The organism is Acidovorax sp. JHL-9, from assembly GCF_000426205.1.
GTDB classification, from domain to species: Bacteria; Pseudomonadota; Gammaproteobacteria; order Burkholderiales; family Burkholderiaceae_C; genus Acidovorax; species Acidovorax soli.
Genome location: NZ_AUEX01000001.1, coordinates 55963 through 77910, shown reverse-complemented (window position 1 = coordinate 77910; position 21948 = coordinate 55963). Strand labels below are relative to the sequence as shown.

Genomic DNA, 21948 nt, shown 5'->3' with positions numbered 1-21948 from the left:
GTAATCATCGGGCAAGCAGCAATGCTAGCATCGCGCCGCACCGGTGGCTGGTGTCCGCACAGGCCTGCGCAGCAGGCCGGCAGCGGCCGGCTGCCCCCTCAATCCGGAGACACCTGCATGAAACGATCCGACAAGGACCAGCCCCTGATAGACGACATCCGCCTGCTGGGGCGCATTCTGGGCGACGTGATCCGCGAGCAGGAGGGCGTGGATGCCTACGAACTGGTCGAGCAGGTGCGCAAGCTTTCGGTGGCTTTCCGGCGCGATGCCGACCAGGAGGCCGACCGTGCCCTGAAGAAACTGCTCAAGTCGCTGTCGGGCGACCAGACGGTCAGCGTGATCCGCGCCTTCACCTACTTCAGCCACCTGGCCAATCTGGCCGAGGACCGCCACCACATCCGCCGCCGCGCCGTGCACGAGCGCGCGGGCGACACGCAGGAGGGCAGCATCGAGGTGGCCCTGTCGCGCCTGCGCTGGGCCGGCATTGCGCCCAAGACCATTGCGCAGACGCTGGCCAGCAGCTACGTGGCGCCGGTGCTCACGGCCCACCCCACCGAGGTGCAGCGCAAAAGCATCCTGGATGCCGAACGCGACATCGCCCAGCTGCTGGCCGTGCGCGACGATATCCAGGTGCGCGCGCAGCTGTACAACAGCGCCAAGGACGCGCTCACCCCGCGCGAGCTGGCGGCCAACGAAGCCCTGCTGCGCGCCCGCGTGGCCCAGCTGTGGCAAACGCGGCTGTTGCGCTACAGCAAGCTCACGGTGGCCGACGAGATCGAGAACGCACTGTCGTATTACGAAGCCACTTTCCTGCGCGAGATCCCCAAGATCTACGCAGACCTGGAGCGCGAGCTGGGCCAGTATCCCGTGCACAGCTTCTTGCGCATGGGCCAGTGGATCGGCGGCGACCGCGATGGCAATCCCAACGTGACGGCGCAAACCCTGCAATATGCCTTGCGCAGCCAGTCGGACATGGCGCTGCGCCACTACCTCACCGAGGTGCATTTTCTGGGCGGCGAGCTGTCGCTGTCGGCGCGCCTGGTGGCGGTGTCGCCCGAAATGCAGGCGCTGGCCCAGCGCTCGCCCGACACCAATGAGCACCGCCAGGACGAGCCCTATCGCCGCGCCCTGACCGGCATCTACGCGCGCCTGGCGGCGTCGCTCAAGGACCTGACCGGCGGCGAGGCCGCGCGCCATGCGGTGGCGCCGCAGAATGCCTATGCCAGTGCGCAAGAGTTCCTGGCCGACCTGCGCGTGATCGAAGCCTCGCTCCAATCCCACCACGGCGCAGCCATGGCTGCAGAGCGCCTGCACCCGCTGATCCGGGCGGTGGAGGTGTTCGGCTTTCACCTGGCCACGGTGGACCTGCGCCAGAGCTCCGACAAGCACGAAGAGGTGGTGGCCGAATTGCTGGCCACGGCCCGCATCGAGCCCAGCTACAGCAGCCTGCAGGAGGCCGCCAAGCGCGCGCTGCTGATCAAGCTGCTCAACGACGCGCGTCCGCTGCGTGTGGTGGGCGCCCAGTATTCCGCCCACACACAAGGCGAGCTGGCCATCTTTGAAACGGCCCGTACGCTGCGCCAGCGCTTTGGCCACGAGGCGATTCGCCACTACATCATCAGCCACACCGAAACGGTGAGCGACCTGCTGGAAGTGCTGCTGCTGCAAAAGGAAGTGGGCCTGATGGACGGCACGCTCGATGCCGAGTCGCGCAACCACCTCATCGTGGTGCCCTTGTTCGAGACCATCGAAGACCTGGCGCAGTCCGCGCCCATCATGCGCGAGTTCTATGCCTTGCCGGGCGTGGCTGCGCTGGTGCAGCGCAGTGGTGGCGAACAGGACATCATGCTGGGCTACAGCGACAGCAACAAGGATGGCGGCATCTTCACCAGCAACTGGGAGCTGTACCGCGCCGAGATCGCGCTGGTGGAACTGTTCGACGAACTGGCCACCAGCCACGGCATCCAGCTGCGCATGTTCCATGGCCGCGGCGGCACCGTGGGGCGGGGCGGCGGCCCGAGCTACCAGGCCATCCTGGCGCAGCCCCCGGGCACCGTGCGCGGCCAGATCCGCCTGACGGAGCAGGGCGAGGTGATTGCCTCGAAGTACGCCAACCCCGAGATTGGCCGGCGCAACCTCGAAACCCTGGTCGCCGCCACGCTCGAAGCCACGCTGCTGCAGCCCACCAAGTCGGCCACCAAGGCGTTTCTGGACGCCGCCGCGCAGCTGTCAAAGGCCAGCATGGACGCCTACCGCGCGCTGGTGTATGAAACCCCGGGTTTCACCGACTATTTCTTCAATTCCACGCCCATCCGCGAGATTGCCGAGCTCAACATCGGCTCGCGCCCGGCATCGCGCAAGGCCAGCCAGAAGATCGAAGACCTGCGCGCCATTCCCTGGGGCTTCAGCTGGGGCCAGTGCCGCCTCACGCTGCCCGGCTGGTACGGCTTTGGCGCTGCGGTGGAAGCGTTCGTCCATCTGGAAGGCAAGGACCCCAAAATCCAGATGGCTTTGCTGCAGCGGATGTACCGCCAGTGGCCGTTCTTTCGCACCCTGCTGTCCAACATGGACATGGTGCTGGCCAAGAGCGACCTGGCGCTGGCCTCGCGCTACAGCGAACTCGTCACCGACGCCCGCTTGCGCAAGAAGGTGTTCAGCGCCATCGAGGCCGAGTGGCACCGCACGGCCGACGCGCTGACCCGCATCACCGGCGACAAGCAGCGCCTCACGCACAACACGGCACTGGCGCGCTCCATCAAGCACCGCTTTCCGTACATTGACCCGCTGCACCACCTGCAGGTGGAACTGGTGCGCCGCTGGCGCGCAGGCCAGGGCGACGAGCGGGTGCAGACGGGTATCCACATTTCCATCAACGGGATCGCGGCGGGGTTGCGCAACACCGGCTGACGTGGATGGGTCCCCCACGGGGAGCGTGGCAGTTCAGTCGCCCAGCAGCTCCCCGATTGCCTTCAGGTCTTCCACCCGGTCACACACGGCTTTTACGGCCATCATCACCGGGATGCCCAGCAGCAGCCCCCACAGGCCCCACAGCCAGCCCCAGGCGAGCACGCTGACGAACACCGCCACGGGGCTCATGCTGCTGGCACGGCTGGTGAGCCAGGGGGTGAGCAGGTTGCCGACGATGGTGTGGATGACGAGCGAGGCGCCGCCGATCGCCAGGGCCATGTCCAGCGTGCCGAACTGCAAAAAGGCCACCAGCCCCGACGCCCCCGTGACCAGCGCCGAGCCGATGTAGGGCGCCAGGTTGAGCACCGCAGCCACCACGCCCCACACCGCGGCGTTCTCCAGGCCCAGCGCCCAGTAGGCCGCACCGGTTGCCAGCCCCACCAGCACACTCGTGAAGACCTGGACCAGCAGGTAGCGCTGGATCTGGCTGGTGATGTCTGCGAGCACATGGATGGTGATCTTGCGCCGCTCCAGGCTGGTGCCCGCGATGCGCACCAGCTTGTCGCGCAACAGGTTGCCCGATGCCAGCGCAAAGTACGTGAGAAAAATCACCACCATGAGCTGCCCCAGCGCCGACATGAGCCCCATGGTTCCGCTCCAGAGGTAGTCGCGGATATTGAAGGGCGGGCGTTCGATGATGACCCGTTGCACGCCGCGGCGCGCCGGGGTGCTGGCGCCCGTGTCAGTGGTGGCCTGCTCGATCTGCGTTGCAGCCTTTTGCACGGTGTCCAGGGGGCTGCTGGCGCCCGTGCGGCTCTTGAGGCTGTCGCGCACTTTCTTGGCCGCAACGGGCAGCGAGTCCACCAGCTGCGCTGCACCGTCGCTGAGCGACCAGGCCGTGGCTGCCAGGCCCGAGACAATGGCAATCAGCAGCACGCCCGCCCCCAGCCAGCGCGGCACATGCCAGCGCCACAGGGCTTCCACCGTGGGCCTGAGGGCGGTGGTCAGCAGCAGGCTGAGCATGATGGGAATGAACACCGCGCTGGCCCAGTGCAGCAGTGCCACGCTGGCAAACAGCGCCAGCAGCACCAGCGACAGGTTGCGCACATCCACCGGCATCTGCAGCATCACCGGCGCCCGCTGGCGGGGTGCGGTGGCGGCGGGCTGCGCGGGTGCAGCCAGTGTGGGCGCGGGCTCGCTGGCGGCGGTGGGCTGTGCATCGGCGGGATGGGGCGACGAGGCAGGCGGCACCGGCGAAGCCTGCGGTGGGGGCGGGATGGGCTCTGTGGGCTCGGTCATGCGCGGATTGTGCGGCAGCCGCAACCCCTGCCCTGTAGGCGGCCATCGCTTGTCGGCGGGGGCAAAGTGCACGCCAAAATCCTCGTTGCCGACCTTCCTGGCCGAGTGCTGGGTCAGCAGGCTCCCAGGCGTTGCCCCCTGCATTCTGCGCCGGGTTTTGACAGCGGCTACAAACCCTCTTTCTTGCGCTTTGGCAACCCAGGTTGCCGAATCTCGCCTTTTCAGCCTTTTTCGACGGGGCGGGCGGGGTCGGAGCACCATTCGCTCCAGCTGCCGGCAAACAGTGCGGTGGTGCCCAGGCCCGCAACTTCCATGGCCAGCAGGTTGGGCACGGCACTCACGCCACTGCCGCACTGGTGCACCACGGTGGCCGGGTGGCGACCAGCGAGCAGTGCGTCAAACTCTGCACGCAGCACGGCCGCAGGCTTGAAGCGGCCATCGGTGCCGATGTTGTCGGCGAACGGACGGTTGAGGGCGCCCGGAATGTGGCCCGCCACGGGGTCCAGCGGTTCCACCTCTCCGCGGTAGCGGGCGCCTGCGCGGGCGTCGATGATGGTCTGGCCGGGTTGCCCCAGGCGTGCCAGCACGTCGCTGGCCGTGGCCAGCTGGCGCAAGGGGGTGCCCAGCTGAAAGTTGGACTGGAAGTGCGCGGGTTCCGCACCGCTGGCGACCGCGCCGCCCGCTGCCTGCCAGGCCTGCAGGCCGCCATCGAGCACCGCCACGGCATCGTGCCCCGCCCATTGGAGCATCCACCACAGGCGGCCACAGTAGTTGGCGCCGTTGCGGTCGTACACCACGGCCTGCATGCCGTTGGCAAAGCCCACGCTGGAGAGCCAGATGGCAAAGCGCTCCCGGCTGGGCAGCGGGTGGCGGCCACCCGATGCGGGCTGGTCGGCTTCCTGCGCGGTGACGGTGCCGTGCGTACCGGGTGCGCCGTGTTTGGCGCTCAGGTCGTTGTCGAGGTGGACGTATACGGCGCCCGGGATGTGGGCCTGTGCGTACTGCTGTGCACCGGCCGTTGGTTGCGTCAGGTCAAAGCTGCAGTCAAACACCATCAGCGGCGCGCCGCTGGCGATCAGGGATTGCAGGTCGGGGGCGGATACCAGGGTGGTGTAGGTCATGGGCTGTCGGGTACGCGCAGGCACCGGGCGAAGGTGGAGGGCAGTGGAGTGCCTCCATTGTGTCAATGTTCCTCGGCCGGTGCCCCGGGCGCGGCGCGGGTGCGCAGCACGGTGGCCACGATGCCGCTGCCCACGATCAGCACCATGCCGATCCAGCCCATGGGCGGAATCTGGTCGCCAAACAGCGCCACGCTGTAGATGGCCGCAAACACGATGCCCGAATACTGCAGGTTGGCCACCACCAGGGTGCCGCGCTGGGTCTTGGCGCTGGCGTAGGCGCGGGTCATGCACAGTTGCCCGCCCGCCGCCAGCACCCCGATGGGCAGCAGCCACAGTGCGGGCCAGCCCGGCCAGGGCGAGGTGCCGGTCAGCAGCAGGGCGGCGCCGCCAGCCACGGCCGAACCCACGGCGAAATAGAACACCGTGCGCGATTCGGGCTCGCCCAGCCGCGACAGGGTCACCACCTGCATGTAGGCAAAGGCGGCCGTCATGCCCGACATGAGGCCGATCAGTCCGGCAAATGCCTGGTTCTGGTCGAGGCTGGGGCGCAGCATCATCACCACCCCGACAAAGCCGGTCAGCACCGTCAGCACCAGCGGACCCTGGAATGCCGGACGTGGCGACGCCGCCGACGGGCGCCAGGCCAGCAGCGCGCCGCCCACCAGAAAGGCGGCAATCCACACGCTGCTCATGTAGTTGAGCGTCATGGCCGTGGCCAGGGGCAGGTGGGCAATGGCATAGAACCAGGCGCCCAGCGATGCCACGCCGACCAGGCTGCGCCATGCGTGCATGCCGGGGTAGCGCGTGGCCAGTGCCACGCGCTGGGAGCGCGCCAGCAGCCAGAGGATCGCGATGCCGATCAGGCCGCGGTAGCAGACCAGCTCGGCGGCGTTGAAATGGGCCGAGGCGATCTTGACGCACACGCCCATGCTCGCAAACAGGAACGCGGCCAGCACCATCCAGAGGGCTTGCATGGGATCAGTCGGGGAAAAGTGGGTTGAGCAACAAAAATAGCTGCCAGTGCTTGGAAAGAGCACTGGCAGCTATTGTAATGAGAGCGCCTGTGGGCTGTCGGGCTTATTGGGTGGGTTGGCCCGCCATGGTCAGGCCTTTGGCGTCGCCGGACCCATGGCCTCGCGGTACCACTCGTGAAAGTGCTGCATGCCGTCTTCCATGGGGCTCTGGTAAGGGCCCACCTCATTGTCCCCGCGCGCCAGCAGGGCCTTGCGGCCAGCGTCCATGCGCTCGCCGATCTCGTCGTCCTCGATGCAGGTCTCCATGTAGGCGGCCTGCTGGGCCTCGACAAACTCGCGCTCGAAGGCGGCGATTTCCTCGGGGTAGTAGAACTCCACCATGTTCAGCGTCTTGGTGGGGCTGACCGGGTGCAGCGTGGAGACGGTGAGCACATGCGGATACCACTCGACCATGATGTGCGGGTAGTAGGTGAGCCAGATGGCACCGCGCTCGGGCATCTTGCCGCCGCGGTAGTTCAGCAGCACCTCATGCCACTTCTTGTACACGTCGGAGCCGGGCTGGCCGAAGGCCGACGACACCCCCACGGTCTGCACCGAGTATTGCTTCTGGAATTCCCAGCTCAGGTCGTCACAGGTGACGAAATGGCCCAGGCCCGGGTGGAAGGGGCCGACGTGGTAGTCCTCCAGGTAGACCTCGATGAAGGTCTTCCAGTTGTAATTGCACTCGTGCAGCTCGATGCGGTCGAGCGCATAGCCCTCGAACGAGAGCTCGGCACGCGGGCCCATGCCTGCGAGGTCGGCCCCGATGTCGCGGCCGTTGTCCTCGAAGAGCAGGCCGTTCCACTCGCGCAGCTGGTAGTTGTTGAGATTCAGGCAGGGGTCGTGCGCGAAATGGGGCGCGCCCAGCAATTCGCCGCTGGCCTTGTAGGTCCAGCGGTGCAGGGGGCACACGATGTTGCCGCCCGCGCTGCCTTTTTGCTGGGTGTTCAGCGAACCGCGGCCCTTGAGCATGACCGCCTGGCGGTGGCGGCAGACGTTGGAGATCAGCTCCACGCCGCCCTGGGCGTTGCGCACCAGCGCACGGCCTTCGCCCTCCTGGGGCAGGGCGTGGTAGTCGCCCGGATGGGGCACGGAAAGCTGGTGCCCCACATAGCGGGGCCCGCGCTGGAAGATGGTTTCCAATTCGCGCTGGAACAGCGCCTCGTCAAAGTAGCTTGAAACTGGTAGTTGGCTTGCGGCCTGCTGCAGTCGAAGACTTAAATCAGACATGGGTGACCTGACCTAAAGACTCCCCACAGGGAGGTTGTGGGAGGTGCGCCGGGGCGCATCTGGAAAAAGAAAACCGGCTAGGTGACTAGCCGGCTCGAAAGGAATGGGATTATAGGCGGTGGGGTTATTCCCGCACCCCCCTTACGTGTATTGCCAATCGCGTTAGCGCATGTGGCGGCTGCATGGTCCGGGAGGGGGCGGGACGTGCTGGCAGCTTGGTCTCCGGCGGGGTGCCAGGGCCTGTCGCGGACGTGTGGCAGCGCCGTCTCATGGGTAGGCCTAAAATCGTTTGTTTTATCTGCGCAACTTCTGCCGTCCTGCCCATGCCCAAGGCCTCTGCCTCCACCGCCCCACCCGCCGAACCTGCCAGCTATGAAGCGGCGCTGGAAGAGCTGGAGCAGCTCGTCGGCCGCATCGAGTCGGGCCAGCTGCCGCTCGATCAGATGCTGGCCGGCTACCAGCGCGGTGCGGTATTGCTGGCGTTTTGCCGCCAGCGGCTCGAAGCGGTGCAGGACCAGATCAAGGTGCTCGATGAAGGCACGCTGCAGCCATGGGCGCAGGAATGATGGCGGTGCACGGCATCTCCACGGCTTTTGATCTGGCCGGCTGGAGCGGCCAGCACCTCGGTCGTGTCGAGCAGGCCCTGGGGCAGTGGGTGGGCCGTGATGCGCCCGCCGGCCTGGGCGAGGCCATGCGCTATGCGGTGCTCGACGGTGGCAAGCGCCTGCGGCCGCTGCTGGTGCTGGCGGCCTATGAGGCCGTGCAAAGCGGGGCGGGCGAAGCGGCCCCATGCGCCGGCATGGACCAGGCGGCCCTGCGTGCCGGCATGGACCAGGCCGCCCTGCGTGCCGCGTGCGCCGTCGAGCTGATCCATGCCTATTCGCTGGTGCACGACGACATGCCCTGCATGGACAACGATGTGCTGCGCCGCGGCAAGCCCACGGTGCATGTGCAGTTTGGCGAGGCGCAGGCCTTGCTGGCGGGCGACGCGCTGCAGGCGTTTGCCTTTGAATTGCTGACACCCGACGACGAACGCATTGCTCCGGCCGTGCAGGCCACGCTGTGCCGCCAGCTGGCGCGGGCTGCCGGATCGGCGGGTATGGCGGGCGGGCAGGCGATCGATCTGGCCAGCGTGGGGCTGGCCCTGACGCAGGACCAGTTGCGCCAGATGCACCGCCTCAAGACCGGTGCGCTGCTCCAGGCCAGCGTGATGATGGGTGCGGCCTGTGGTGTGTCAGGTGCCGCAGCGCACAAGGCGCTGGCGGATTACGGCGCGGCGCTCGGCCTGGCATTTCAGGTGGTGGACGATATCCTGGATGTGGTTGCCGACTCGGCCACCTTGGGCAAGACCGCCGGCAAGGATGCAGCCAGCGACAAGCCCACCTATGTCTCCCTGCTGGGGCTGGCCCCTGCGCAGGCCCATGCGCAAGAGCTGCTGGCGCAGGCGCAAGCCGCGCTGGCCGCCTCGGGCCTGGCCGACACGCATGCGCTGGCGGCGCTGGCCGACATGGTGGTGAACCGGTCGTACTGACGCCCTGTTCTTGTCCGAATCCCATGCTTTGAATGTCAAATTGGCCTCTGGTGCTTTTGTATAAAGCGTCAGCAGCTATTCCATAAATAGTAAATGTCCATGACATCCTTTCCCCTGCTGCAGACCATCAACGACCCCGCTGACCTGCGCAAGCTGTCCCGCGCCGACCTCAAGCAGCTGGCCACCGAGCTGCGCGCGTTCGTGATCGACAGCGTGTCCCGGACGGGGGGGCACCTCAGCTCCAACCTGGGCACCGTCGAGCTCACCGTGGCGCTGCACCATGTGTTTCACACGCCCGAAGACCGGCTGGTGTGGGATGTGGGCCACCAGACCTATCCGCACAAGATCCTGACCGGGCGGCGCGACCGCATGCACACGCTGCGCCAGCTGGGCGGTATCTCGGGCTTTCCACAGCGTGCTGAAAGCGTCTATGACACCTTTGGCACGGCGCATTCGAGCACCAGTATTTCGGCAGCACTGGGCATGGCGCTGGCTGCGCAGCGCAAGGGCGAAGAGCGGCATGCCGTGGCCATCATCGGCGACGGCGCCATGACGGCCGGCATGGCCTTCGAGGCCTTGAACAACGCCGGCGTGGCCGATGCCAACCTGCTCGTCATCCTGAACGACAACGACATGAGCATCAGCCCGCCCGTGGGCGCGCTCAACCGCTACCTGGCCCAGCTCATGAGCGGCCAGTTCTATGCGGCCGCCAAGAACGTGGGCAAGAGCGTGCTCAAGAACGCGCCACCGCTGCTGGAGCTGGCCAAGCGACTGGAGCAGCAGGCCAAGGGCATGGTGGTGCCGGCCACCCTGTTCGAGAAATTCGGCTTCAACTACATCGGACCCATCGACGGACACGACCTCGATTCGCTCATCCCCACGCTGGAAAACATCAAGGGCCTCAAGGGCCCGCAGTTCCTGCATGTGGTCACCAAGAAAGGCCAGGGCTACAAGCTGGCCGAGGCCGATCCCGTGGCCTACCACGGCCCCGGCAAGTTCGACCCGGCCGTGGGCCTGGTCAAAAGCACGGCGGTGCCCAAGCAGACCTTCACGCAGGTGTTCGGCGAGTGGCTGTGCGACATGGCCGCGCAGGACGACCGGCTGGTGGGTATCACCCCCGCCATGCGCGAGGGCTCGGGCATGGTCGAGTTTGAAAAGCGCTTTCCCGGCCGTTACTACGACGTGGGCATTGCCGAGCAGCATGCCATCACCTTCGCTGCCGGCATGGCCTGCGAAGGTGTCAAGCCGGTGGTGGCGATCTACTCCACCTTCCTGCAGCGCGGCTATGACCAGATGATCCACGACGTGGCGCTGCAGAACCTGCCGGTGGTGTTTGCGCTGGACCGCGCCGGCCTGGTGGGCGCCGACGGCGCCACCCATGCGGGCGCCTACGACATCCCTTTTGTGCGCTGCATTCCCCACATGAGCATGGCCTGCCCGGCCGACGAGCGTGAATGCCGCCAGCTGCTGAGCACTGCGTTCGAACAGGATCACCCTGTGGCCGTGCGCTACCCGCGCGGCAGTGGCGCGGGCGTGCCCACCCTGCGCGGACTGGAAGGCCTGCCGTTCGGCAAGGGCGAGATCCGCCGCGAGCGCAAGGCCGGCGAGGCTGTTCCCGGTGCGCCGCGCATTGCCATTCTGGCCTTTGGCACCTTGCTGTATCCCGCGCTGCAGGCCGCCGAGGCATTGGATGCCACCGTGGTCAACATGCGCTGGGCCAAGCCGCTCGATACCGAGCTGCTGCTGGAGGTGGCGGCACGCCACGATGCCCTCGTGACGCTGGAGGAGGGCGCCATCATGGGCGGCGCGGGCAGTGCCGTGCTGGAGGCGCTGGCCGCCGCCAAGGTGGTGCTGCCCGTGTTGCAGCTGGGTTTGCCCGATGCCTTCATCGAGCATGGTGATCCGGGCAAGCTGCTGTCGCTGCAGGGGCTGGACGCGGCCGGTATCCAGGCGTCGATTGCACGGCGGTTTCTCGCTTGAACGGCGCACCTGGGTAAGACCCGCGCGGCGGCGCTCGCGGGGTTGATCCCGCAGCGGGGGAGCCGCCATTCCTACAATGCTGGCGATGGCAAGACCATGGGCCTGCGCTGGGCCCCTGGTACGTGGCCGATTGAGGCGTCTTGTTCCTTTCCTCCGGAGACAACTTCATGAATCCCATGGATCGCCGCAAACTCATCCAGCATGCAGGCATGGCTGGCGTGCTGGCTGCAGGTGCTGCGCCTGCGATTCACGCACAGCCGGTCCTGCGCTGGAGGCTGGTGTCGAGCTTTCCGCGCTCGCTCAACACCATCTACGGTGTGGCGGAGGTCTTTGCACAAGCGGTGCGGGTGATGTCCAACGGGAAGTTCCAGATCTCGGTGCACGCTGATGGCGAACTCGTGCCGGCATTCGGTGTGGTGGATGCCGTGCAGTCCGCCGCGGTCGAGGCTGCGCACACGGCGCCGTATTACTTCTATGGCAAGAGTCCCGCTTTCGCGCTGGGTTCTGCCATACCGTTTGGCTTCAATGCCCGGCAAATGAATGCCTGGATGCTGCATGGCAATGGCCGCAAGCTCATGGATGAGTTCTATGCGGGCTACAACATGCGCAGCTTTGCAGGGGGCAACACGGGCACGCAGATGGGGGGGTGGTTCCTCCAGGAGGTCCGCAGCCCGTCGGATTTCAAAGGCCTGAAGATGCGCCTGGGCGGTGGGCTGGTGGGCGATGTCCTGGCCCGGCTGGGGGTGATCCCCTCCAATCTGCCGGGGGGCGATATCTACCAGGCATTGCAGAAAAGGGAGCTCGATGCCGCGGAATGGGTCGGCCCCTACGACGACCAGAAGCTGGGGCTCCACAAGGTGGCACCGTACTACTACTACCCTGGTTGGTGGGAGGGCGGCCCGGAAATGGACTTCTACATCAACCTCAAAGCCTTCAACGCACTCTCGGCCGATTACCGGGGCATCGTAGAGGCCGCCGCAGCTCTGGCGCACACCGACATGCTGGCGAAGTACGACGCACTGAACCCCGCGGCGCTCAAGCAGCTGGTGGTGGCCAAGACCAAGGTGTCACCGTTCTCGCAAGGCATCATGGATGCCGCATTCAAGGCTTCGATGGAGGTCTTTGCCGGCAACGATGCCAGAAGCCCCGAGTGGAAAAAAATCCATGCAGACATGCGCAATTTCCAGCGCGACCAGATCCTCTGGTTCCGCTTTGCGGAGGCGCGGTACGACAGCTTCATGTCGGCCCAGAAAATCTGAAGCCCGTCCGTTGCTGGCCGCCATGCCGCCGATGCTTGCAAAAGCCTGAATACATGGCCTCATCGCGGTCTTGCGCGGGAAAACCCGCAAGAATAGCGGGGGGGGGTATTTCTACAATGATCGATGGCTGAAAGAGCCCCTGGAGCACGTCCGCACAACGGGCGCAACTGAGTTTCGCAATCAATATTTCGGAGATAACCCTCATGGATCGTCGTTCCATCATCAAGCACGCCGGCATTGCTGGCGTTCTGGCGGCAGGTGCCGCACCTGCGGTACACGCGCAGGCAGCGGTCCGCTGGCGTCTCGCTTCGAGCTTCCCCAAGTCACTGGACACCATCTTCGGCAGCGCTGAATTGCTCTCCAAGACGGTCAAGGCCATGTCGGGTGGCAAATTTGAAATCTCCGTGCACCCTGCGGGTGAACTGATGCCCGCTTTCGGCGTGGTCGATGCGCTGCAATCAGACACCATCGAAATGGCCCAGTCGGCGGCTTATTACTTCACCGGCAAGGACCCTGTCTTTGCTTTCAGTTGCGCCGTGCCGTTCGGCCTGACCGCGCGCCAGAACACCTCCTGGAAGAAGTACGGCAATGGCAGCAAGCTGCTGGATGCCTTTTTCGAGAAATACAACTTCCGCACCGCCAGCGCGGGCAATACCGGCACCCAGATGGGCGGCTGGTACCGCAAGGAAATCAAGACCGTTGCGGATCTCAAGGGCTTGAAGATGCGCATGGGCGGCGGCGTTTTCGGTGAGGCCATGGCCAAGTTGGGCGTGGTGGCGCAGAACATGCCCGCCGGCGACGTGTACCAGGCCCTCGAAAAAGGCACGCTGGATGCCGCCGAGTTCGTGGGCCCCTACGATGATTCCAAGCTGGGCATCAACAAGGTGGCACCTTTCTACTACTACCCCGGCTGGTGGGAAGGCGGCGCCGACCTGGAATTCTTCGTCAACAACAAGAAGTTCGCTGCCCTGTCGGACGAAAACAAGGCCATCCTGAACGCCGCCATGACGGTGTCCGCCACCGACATGACGGCCAAGTACGATGCCTACAACCCGATTGCACTGAAGAAGCTCGTGGCAGAGAAAACCAAGCTCACCGCTTTCCCCAAGGCAGTGATCGATGCCGGTTTCAAGGCCTGCATGGAGGTGTACGAAGAGCACACCTCCAAGTCGCCCGAGTTCAAGAAGATCTATGACGACATGCGTGCCTTCCAGCGTGACCAGATTCTCTGGAACCGCTTCTCGGAGTATCCATACAACCAGTACATGAACGGCGTCAAGATCTGAGAGCTGTTGCTGCAGGTGGCCCGCAAGGGTCGCCACAGTCATTCAAGAAGCCGCGCATGTCGCGGCTTTTTTGCGCCTGGGCACATCTGCTCTGCCAGACGCACAAAAGGCGGCTGGCGGCGGTGATCCCTTTGGGATCCATCGGGGGGATGGCTGCAGCCAAAGAAAAAGGCCCCGAAGGGCCTTTGAGAGAGGTGCGCCGTTGCGCGCGCAAGCCTGGTCATTTCGCCGGTTTTTTCAGCGCATCCTGCATCGCCTTCATCGGATCGTCTGCGGGGGCTTCTGCGGCCGGTGCGGTCGGGGCGGGTGCATCGGCTGCGGTGTCAGGGGCCGGTGCCGCAGGTTCCTCGCTGGCGCCAAACGGTTCTTCGCCGTAGCTCTCGCTGCTGCCTTCCGGTTGGCCCAGTGCATCACGCATCTGGTCGCCAATGCTTTCCATGTTGTATTTCACCTTCGCATCCAAGGCGCCCGTGACGATCTGTGGGAAGGCGATCAACACGCCCACCATGGTCAGCTGGATCAGCAGGAACGGGATGGCGCCACGGTAGATCTGCATCGTCGTGACGGGTTCCATGGTCTTGCGCGTCACGCGGTCGACGTAGGGCTTGTCGGGCGCCACCGAGCGCAGGAAGAACAGCGCAAAGCCGAACGGCGGGTGCATGAACGAGGTCTGCATGTTCACGGCCAGCAACACGCCGAACCAGATCAGGTCGATGCCCAGCTTGTCGGCCACGGGCGCCAGCAGGGGCACCACGATGAACGACAGCTCGAAGTAATCGAGGAAGAACGCCAGGAAGAACACCATGATGTTCACGGCGATCAGGAAGCCGACCTGGCCGCCGGGCAGGTTGGTGAGCAGATGCTCCACCCAGACCGGGCCGTCGGCGGCCTGGAACACCAGGCTGAACGTGGTGGCGCCAATCAGGATGAACATCACGAAGCTCGACAGCTTGGTGGTGGAGGCGAGGGCCTGCTTGAGCAGCTTCATGTCCAGGCGCTTGCGGCTCCAGCCCATGATCAAGGCGCCCATGGCACCCATGGCGCCCCCTTCGGTGGGGGTGGCGATGCCCAGGAAGATGGTGCCCAGCACCAGGAAGATCAGCAGCAGGGGCGGGATCAGCACAAAGGTCACACGTTCCGCCAGGCGCGAGAGCAGGCCCAGCTTGAAGCCCTTGTTGATCAGCGCAATGACCAGTGCCACCGCCGTGCCACCGCACATGGCCACCACGATTTTTTCGTCGGTGGCCACGGAGGTGACCAGCTTGCCTTGCCACCAGCTGTGCACCTCGGCCATGTGGCGTGCCAGGAAGACCGACACGGTGGCCGACAGCGCGGCCAGAACGGTCAGCGAGGTGTAGCCACCACTGCCATCGGGTTCGCGGTAGGTGCGGGCTTCCGGCGGCAGGGCGGGCACCTGGTGGGGCTTGAAAATCGCCAGAAACATCACGTAGGCCACGTACATGCCCATGAGGAGGAAACCGGGGAGGAAGGCGCCCTTGTACATGTCGCCCACGCTCCTGCCCAGCTGGTCGGCCATCAGGATCAGCACCAGCGATGGCGGAATGATCTGTGCCAGCGTGCCGGACGCTGCAATCACACCGCTGGTCAGCCGGCGGTCGTAGCCGTAGCGCAGCATGATGGGCAGCGAGATCAGGCCCATCGAGATCACCGACGCGGCAACCACCCCTGTCGTTGCAGCGAGCAGGGCGCCGACAAAAATCACAGCCAGGGCCAGGCCACCACGCATGGGGCCAAACACCTGGCCCACGGTATCGAGCAGGTCCTCCGCCATGCCGCTGCGCTCAAGAATCAAACCCATGAGCGTGAAAAACGGGACCGCCAGCAAGGTGTCGTTGGCCATGATGCCAATCAGGCGCTGGGGGAGCCAGGCCAGCACCGAGCTGGGGAAAATGCCCATCTCGATGCCCACGAAGCCGAAGAACAGGCCGCAGGCGCCGAGGCTGAAGGCCACGGGGAAACCCAGCAGCAGGAACATGATCAGCCCCGCAAACATGAAGGGGGCGAAATTGGCAGCGAAGAATTCCATGATGAAGATGCTCCGTGGGCTCAGCGTGCGGGCGTGGCAGGTGGGGTGGTGCCCGCGGCACTGGCGGCAACCGCGGCGTCTTGCTGCTGGCGCAGGATTTCGACCAGTTCTTCCTCGGAGGACTTGTCGACGAGGCGGCCCATGGGGTCGGGGCCCTGGCCGCGCAGGAAGGCGATGCGCTTGATGAGTTCAGACCAGCCCTGCAGCATCAGCAGCGCGAAGCCGACCGGCAGGGCCACCCACACGGGCCAGCGGATCAGGCCACCGGGGTTGCCCGACATTTCGCCGGTCTGGTACATCTGCACGACCATGGGCCAGCTCAGGTACAGCACCACGATGCACAAAGGGGTGAGAAAGAGTGCAAAGCCCACGATGTCGATCCATACCTGCACGCGCTTGGGCAGGCGGCTGTTGACCACGTCGATGCGCACATGCTCACGGTGCAGCAGCGTGAACCCGGCAGCCACCAGGAAAGACCAGGCAAACAGGTACCACTGTGCTTCCAGGAACGCATTGGAGCTGACCCCGAAAACCTTGCGCACCAGCGCGTTGACGGCGCTGACAGCGGTGGCGGCGAAGATCAGCCAGATGACGTATTTGCCGACAAAGGCATTGAGCCCGTCGATGGCGCGTGAAAATTTGAGAAGAGCCTGCATGGTGTCTCCATTGGAAAGGCTGTGCGTGCGACATCCCTTCCGCCCCGCGGGTGGGCGGGATGGCGGGACACATTTTTACAAAGGCGCGATTCTACGTAGCACTATAGTGGGAGCCTGACGGGAGTGTGACGGTGTAATCCCTTTGCTCCGACTTGGCTTTTGTGCTCTTATATATATAGCAATCAGGGCTGCTTCCGGGGCGGCGAAGCGCGTTTCTTGCTTGCAAATTGCCACCATGGAAGCACCGTGCTCATGGCCAGCACTTCGCCGCAGTGCAGGGGGGTGTAGCCCGGCAGTGCCTTCATGTGCGCCCGCCACTCGGGTGTTTGCAGCAGGCGGCGCAAGGCCTGCGTGGCGGGTTGGTCCAGGCTGGCCTTCAGGCAGGCCAGGTGGTAGCGCTCCTGCACCAGCGGCACGAAATCCAGCCCCCGGGCGCGCGCAACCACCTCGATGCCCATGCCCACATCGGCCGCACCGGCCGCCACCGCCTGGGCAATGGCGGTGTGCGACGGTTCGTTGCGCGTGTAGCCCGGGATGGCCTGGGCGTCCACACCCGCCTGGGCCAGCAGGTCATCGAGCAACACGCGCGTGCCGGTGCCGAGTGGCCGGTTGATGAAGCGGGCGCCGGTGCGCACCACATCCGCCAGGCTTCGGAGGCCGATCGGATTGCCCGGGGCCACGATGAGGCCTTGCGTGCGCTGGGCAAAGCCGATGATCTTGTGCAGCCCGGGTTGCAGCAGGGGCTTGTAGGAGCGCGCTGCCACCGAGTCGGCGGCGGGCTGATCCACCGTGTGAAAGCCGGCCAGCGTGCAGCGCCCCTCGTTGAGTGCGCGGATCGCGTCCACACTGCCGGTGAAACGGATATCGAGGTGCAGCGCTCCGGCATCGGCCTGCGTGGCCGCATGGGCACGCAGCGCCACCAGGGCATCGTCGTGGCTGGCGTACAGGGTGAGCACATGGGCGTCGGGGTCGAAGGCCACGGCAAAGGCGCGCTCCAGGTCGGCGTGCAGGGCGGCGATCTGCGGCGCCAGGCGGGCCTGGGCCTGGCGCTCGGCCCACAGCAGCTTGGTGCCGAATTCGCTCAACTGGGCCGACTGGCCCTTGCCCCAGGTGACGAGTTCCCCACCGAGCTGGTCTTCCCAGCGCTTGAGGGCCCCCCACACATGGCGATAGGACAGCCCCAGCGCGCGCGCGGCGGCCGAAATCGAGCCTTGCTGCGCCACGGCCTGCAGCATCTCGGGCAAGGGGTTGCGGATCAGGGCGTCGCCGGCATCGCGGCTGAGCGTGTAGTGGAGTTGGACCCTATGCACAGCTGTTCATATCGCTGGAGATTGATTCGGTGCATACGATAGTCGAATCCATGTCCACTCTCTCTGAAAGCGTCTTCACGGCGCTGCATCTCACGGTTTCGGCCGACCCTGTTTTGTGGGCCATCGTGGGCCGCTCCCTTGCGGTCAGCGGGATGGCCTGCCTGCTGGCCTGCTGCGGCGGTCTGGTGCTGGGCGCGTGGCTGGGCGTGGCGCGGTTTGCGGGCCGGGGGGCCGTGCTGGCCTGGCTCAACACCCTGCTGGCAGTGCCTTCGGTGGTCGTCGGACTCGTGGTCTATCTGCTGCTGTCGCGCAGCGGTCCCTTTGGCGCCTTGGGGTGGCTCTTCACCTTCAAGGCCATGGTCATTGCCCAGACCCTGCTGGTGCTGCCGGTCGTCACCGCCCTGACCTGCCAGTCGGTGGCCGATGCCGAGCGCAGCCATGGCGAGCAGTTGCAATCGCTTGGCGCGGGCCCCGTGATGCGCAGCCTGTTGCTGGCCTGGGACGAGCGCTATGCCCTCCTGACGGTGCTGATCGCATCGTTCGGGCGCGCCATTTCCGAGGTGGGCGCCGTGATGATCGTGGGCGGCAACATCGACGGTTTCACGCGCGTCATGACCACCGCCATCGCCCTGGAAACCAGCAAGGGCGATCTGCCGCTGGCCCTGGCCCTGGGCCTGGTGCTGCTGGCCGTGGTGCTGGCACTCAACGTACTGATTGCCGTGCTGCGGCGCTGGCGGGAAGGCGTGGACGGTACCTCGCAGGGCACCATGCCGAGGGTGCTGGCATGAGCGCAGTGCCTGCCGTGGGCGCGGCTCTGTCCTGGCCTGATGGTGTGACGGTGGCGCGGGCGTCGTTGCGCCCACCCGATCATCCCCCCGTTTTCTCCCTGCACGGCGTGGGTGTGCGCTATGGCCGCGTGCAGGCGCTCCTGGGGGTGAATCTGTCGGTGGCTCCGGGCGAGCGCGTGGCGTTGATCGGTGCCAATGGCTGTGGCAAGAGCACGCTGCTGCGCGTGCTGCACGGCCTGGCGAAACCCAGCAGCGGCCAGCTGCTGCGGGGCGATGGCCGCCGCCAGGCCATGCTGTTCCAGCGCCCGCACATGCTGCGCGCCAGCGCCCAGCACAACGTGGCGCTGGGCCTGTGGCTGCAGGGTGTGCGCTGGCGTGACGCGCGCGCGCAGGCGTTGCTGGCATTGCAGCGCGTGGGGCTGGAGGGCATTGCGGCGCAAGGCGCGCGCACGCTTTCGGGCGGGCAGCAGCAGCGGGTGGCGCTGGCGCGGGCCTGGGCGCTGCGGCCCGATGTGCTGCTGCTCGACGAACCCACCGCCAGCCTCGACCCGCACGCCAAGCGCGAGGTCGAGCTGCTGATGGCCGGCCTGGCCGCCAGCCACGGCCAGGCGGGCCCGACCCACCCCGTGACCATGGTCTTTAGCAGCCACAACCTGGGCCAGGTCAAGCGACTGGCCAGCCGGGTGATTTATCTCGAACACGGCGCTGTGCTGGCCGATTTGCCAGTGCACGATTTTTTCAACGGCCCTCTGCCCGACGCCGCCCGATTGTTTGTCAAAGGAGAAATGGGATGAGGAACATGCGGTCTTTGGGGTCTTTGACGCTGACTTGTCAGGCGCTTGCAGCCATTGTTTTGGCCGTTTGTGGAGTTGCCAACGCGCAGTCCATCACCATGGCGTCCACCACCTCCACCGAGCAGTCGGGCCTGTTCGGCTATCTGCTGCCCGAGTTCAAGAAGGCCAGTGGCCTGGACGTGAAGGTGGTGGCCCTGGGGACGGGCCAGGCGCTGGACACGGCGCGCCGCGGTGACGCTGATGTGCTGTTCGTGCACGACCAGGTGGCCGAGGAAAAGTTTGTGGCCGATGGCTGGGGCGTGAAGCGCTATCCCGTGATGTACAACGACTTCATCCTGGTCGGCCCCAGGAACGATCCCGCCGGTATCCAGGGCAAGGATATCGTGGAAGCGTTGAAAAAGCTGGCCGCTGGCAACGGTGAATTTGTCTCGCGTGGTGACAAGAGCGGCACCCACGCCGCCGAACAGCGCTACTGGAAGCTGGCGGGCGCCGATGCCGCCAAGGGCCGCGGCTACAAGGAGTGCGGCTGCGGCATGGGCCCGGCGCTCAACATTGCCGCCTCCAGCGGCGCCTATGTGCTGGCCGACCGGGGTACCTGGCTCAACTTCAAGAACCGTGCTGACCTGGCCGTGCTGGTGGAGGGCGACACGCGCCTGTTCAACCAGTACGGCGTGATGGTGGTGAATCCCGCCAGGCACCCGCATGTGAAGGCGCAGGCTGCGCAGAAATTCGTGGACTGGGTGGTTTCGCCCGCGGGCCAGACGGCAATCGCCAACTACAGGATCGGTGGCGAGCAGTTGTTCTTTCCGAACGCAGCGAAGTGACCCCCTGGGCTGTGTCGCGCCATCCGGTATAACTCCCTGCGGTCTGTGGCAGTGCGGCCTCTGGCGATGCGCCGCATTTTTGCCAATGGCCTGGCTGCAGGCCGCAAAAAAACGCCTTGCGTCCCGATCCGCATTGGCACCGACGCGCGAGGGTCATGCCCCCTTAATCGTCGTCTCTATGGTGGCTGCTGCGCCAGATGGCGCGCACCAGCCACAGCCCGCAGACCACGGCACCAAAAAAGCCCAGGAAACCAAAGGCCGGCAGCCCGAACAGCGTGGGCCCGCCCTGCACGGTCATCACGATGGATGAGCCGATGATGAGGGCCGCGATGATGAGCGCCATCGACAGCCGGTTGGCAGAGCGGTCGATCTGGTCGCCCACCCGCTTGAGATGGGCCAACTCGATGCCCACCTGCAGGCGGCCCCGGCGCGCGTTGCGCAGCAGGCGCGCCAGGTCGTCGGGCAATTGCTCGGCGGTGGCCAGCGCCCGGCGCAAGGCTTGCCAGGCACGGCCGGCCAGTGCGCGCGGTTCATAGCGTGTGCGCACCACCTGGCGCAGCAGCGGCAGGGCCTCGGTCGCCATGTGAAAGTCCGGGTCCAGGTTGCGGCCCATGCCTTCCAGCGAAATGAAGGCCTTGATGAGCAGGGCCAGGTCGGGTGGCAGGCCCAGGTGGTGCTCGCGCAGGATGGAGGTCACATCGGCCAGCATCTGGCCCAGCTGCAGTTGGGCCAGGGGCACGCCGTGGTACTGGTCGACAAAGGCCTCCACCTCCACCTCCAGTTGCCCCAGGTCCACGCCGTGGGCGTCGCCCGCCCAGTCCAGCAGCACCTCGGCCACTGCCTGTGGCTGGCGCTCGACCAGGCCCAGCAGCATCTGCAGCAGCTCGTCGCGCCGCCGCTGCGACAGGCGTCCCACCATGCCGAAGTCGATGAAGGCGATGCGGTTGCCTTCCAGGTAGAACACATTGCCGGGGTGCGGATCGGCGTGGAAGATGCCGTCCTGCACAATCATTTTCAGTACGGCCTGGGCGCCGCGCCGGGCCAGTAAGGCGCGGTCAAAGCCGGCTTCGGGTGTCAGCACATCCAGCTGCCCGCCGGACACGCCCTCGATGAATTCCTGCACGTTGATGCGCTCGCTGGTGTGCTCCCAGTAAACGCGCGGCACCACGATGTGGGGCAGGCTGGTGAGGTTGCCGGCAATGCGCTCGGCGCTGCGGCATTCGCCCGCCAGGTTGAGTTCGCGCCGCAGTGAGCGGGCGAACTCGCGCACCAGCTGCTGCGGGCGGTAGGGCTTGAGGGCGGCCAGTTCGGCTTCGGCCAGCGCGGCCAGCCGCTCCAGCAGGCGCAGGTCGGCCTCGATCACCTCGCTGATGCCAGGCCGGCGTATCTTGACCACCACCTCGCTACCGTCGGGCAGCTGTGCGCGGTGCACCTGTGCAATCGAGGCCGCGGCCAGCGGCTCGGTGTCAAAGCGCGCAAAAACTGCCTCGGGCTCATCCCCCAGGTCCTGGCGCAACTGGGGGCGCAGCACCTCCAGGGGCACGGCCGGGACATGGCTGTGGAGTTTCTCGAACTCGGCAATCCAGTCGGGGCCGAACAGATCGGCACGGCCCGCCAGGAGCTGCCCGAACTTGACGAAGGTGGGGCCCAGCTCTTCCAGTGCCAGCCGTACCTGCACGGGCGGCTCGACGCGGGCCAGGTCGCCCGCCAGGTTCCAGTGGAGTGCCTGGCCGGCGCGCTCCAGCTTGTCGGCCAGGCCGAGGCGGCGCACGGTGTCGCCAAATCCGTGGCGCACCATCACGCCCAGAATCTCCTTCAGGCGCCCCAGGTCGCGCGCGGTGTCCAGGGTCTCGATCAGCATGGGGCGATGATAGTCCGGTGCTTTCAATGGCCCCCTGCAGGG

17 protein-coding genes are annotated in these 21948 nt (G+C 66.0%); 9 read left to right on the top strand and 8 right to left on the bottom strand.

Going from position 1 to position 21948, the window contains the following annotated elements; translation table 11 throughout:
* Window positions 1-117: 117 nt before the first annotated feature.
* Window positions 118-2907, top strand: a complete 2790-nt coding sequence (gene ppc, locus K225_RS0100325; protein WP_026434545.1) for a phosphoenolpyruvate carboxylase — start codon at window positions 118-120, stop codon at window positions 2905-2907.
* Window positions 2908-2940: 33 nt separating this feature from the next.
* Here the strand turns inward: ppc and K225_RS0100320 are convergent, their stop codons facing one another.
* From K225_RS0100320 to K225_RS0100305, 4 genes are all read right to left on the bottom strand, one after another.
* Complete coding sequence (locus tag K225_RS0100320; protein ID WP_026434544.1) at window positions 2941-4206, bottom strand: AI-2E family transporter; 1266 nt, start codon at window positions 4204-4206, stop codon at window positions 2941-2943.
* 221 nt (window positions 4207-4427) lie between these two features.
* Window positions 4428-5327: a sulfurtransferase gene (locus K225_RS0100315; protein ID WP_026434543.1), complete on the bottom strand. Its 900-nt coding sequence runs from the start codon at window positions 5325-5327 to the stop codon at window positions 4428-4430.
* 62 nt (window positions 5328-5389) lie between these two features.
* Window positions 5390-6301, bottom strand: coding sequence for a DMT family transporter (locus tag K225_RS0100310; RefSeq protein WP_026434542.1), 912 nt, complete (start codon window positions 6299-6301; stop codon window positions 5390-5392).
* Between the two features lie 129 nt (window positions 6302-6430).
* A complete protein-coding gene (locus tag K225_RS0100305) occupies window positions 6431-7570 on the bottom strand; it encodes an aromatic ring-hydroxylating dioxygenase subunit alpha (RefSeq protein WP_026434541.1) in 1140 nt (379 codons plus the stop codon).
* Between the two features lie 323 nt (window positions 7571-7893).
* Between K225_RS0100305 and xseB the strand changes: the two genes are divergently transcribed.
* The 5 genes from xseB (at window position 7894) to K225_RS0100280 (ending at window position 13626) form a co-directional block, all read left to right on the top strand.
* A complete protein-coding gene (gene xseB / locus K225_RS0100300; protein ID WP_026434540.1) occupies window positions 7894-8136 on the top strand; it encodes an exodeoxyribonuclease VII small subunit in 243 nt (80 codons plus the stop codon).
* Window positions 8121-9101, top strand: coding sequence for a polyprenyl synthetase family protein (locus tag K225_RS0100295; protein WP_081679559.1), 981 nt, complete (start codon window positions 8121-8123; stop codon window positions 9099-9101). Before xseB ends, K225_RS0100295 begins: the two co-directional genes overlap by 16 nt.
* Before the next feature lie 93 nt (window positions 9102-9194).
* Window positions 9195-11081 (top strand): 1-deoxy-D-xylulose-5-phosphate synthase, encoded by a 1887-nt coding sequence (dxs, locus tag K225_RS0100290; protein ID WP_026434538.1) that lies wholly within the window; start codon window positions 9195-9197, stop codon window positions 11079-11081.
* Window positions 11082-11257: 176 nt separating this feature from the next.
* Entirely contained in the window at window positions 11258-12340 is a 1083-nt protein-coding gene (locus tag K225_RS0100285) for a TRAP transporter substrate-binding protein (RefSeq protein ID WP_026434537.1), read from the top strand.
* A gap of 203 nt (window positions 12341-12543) precedes the next feature.
* Window positions 12544-13626, top strand: a complete 1083-nt coding sequence (locus K225_RS0100280; protein WP_026434536.1) for a TRAP transporter substrate-binding protein — start codon at window positions 12544-12546, stop codon at window positions 13624-13626.
* Between the two features lie 220 nt (window positions 13627-13846).
* Here the strand turns inward: K225_RS0100280 and K225_RS0100275 are convergent, their stop codons facing one another.
* From K225_RS0100275 to K225_RS0100265, 3 genes are all read right to left on the bottom strand, one after another.
* The gene (locus tag K225_RS0100275; protein ID WP_026434535.1) at window positions 13847-15673 is read right to left on the bottom strand and encodes a TRAP transporter large permease subunit; all 1827 of its coding nucleotides are present in this window, start codon (window positions 15671-15673) and stop codon (window positions 13847-13849) included.
* Window positions 15674-15693: 20 nt separating this feature from the next.
* A complete protein-coding gene (locus tag K225_RS0100270) occupies window positions 15694-16329 on the bottom strand; it encodes a TRAP transporter small permease subunit (protein ID WP_026434534.1) in 636 nt (211 codons plus the stop codon).
* Window positions 16330-16511: 182 nt separating this feature from the next.
* Window positions 16512-17639, bottom strand: a complete 1128-nt coding sequence (locus K225_RS0100265; RefSeq protein WP_026434533.1) for a substrate-binding domain-containing protein — start codon at window positions 17637-17639, stop codon at window positions 16512-16514.
* 50 nt (window positions 17640-17689) lie between these two features.
* Between K225_RS0100265 and K225_RS0100260 the strand changes: the two genes are divergently transcribed.
* Genes K225_RS0100260 through K225_RS0100250 form a run of 3 tightly spaced genes read left to right on the top strand, consistent with a single transcriptional unit; the run spans window position 17690 to window position 20045 of the window.
* A complete protein-coding gene (locus tag K225_RS0100260) occupies window positions 17690-18427 on the top strand; it encodes an ABC transporter permease (protein ID WP_026434532.1) in 738 nt (245 codons plus the stop codon).
* On the top strand, window positions 18424-19221 hold the full coding sequence (locus tag K225_RS0100255) for a phosphate ABC transporter ATP-binding protein (protein WP_026434531.1): 798 nt from the start codon (window positions 18424-18426) through the stop codon (window positions 19219-19221). Before K225_RS0100260 ends, K225_RS0100255 begins: the two co-directional genes overlap by 4 nt.
* Window positions 19218-20045 (top strand): extracellular solute-binding protein, encoded by an 828-nt coding sequence (locus K225_RS0100250; RefSeq protein WP_026434530.1) that lies wholly within the window; start codon window positions 19218-19220, stop codon window positions 20043-20045. Before K225_RS0100255 ends, K225_RS0100250 begins: the two co-directional genes overlap by 4 nt.
* A 163-nt stretch (window positions 20046-20208) precedes the next feature.
* Here K225_RS0100250 and K225_RS0100245 read toward each other — a convergent pair whose 3' ends face one another.
* Window positions 20209-21906: an AarF/ABC1/UbiB kinase family protein gene (locus K225_RS0100245; protein WP_026434529.1), complete on the bottom strand. Its 1698-nt coding sequence runs from the start codon at window positions 21904-21906 to the stop codon at window positions 20209-20211.
* Window positions 21907-21948 lie beyond the last annotated feature (42 nt).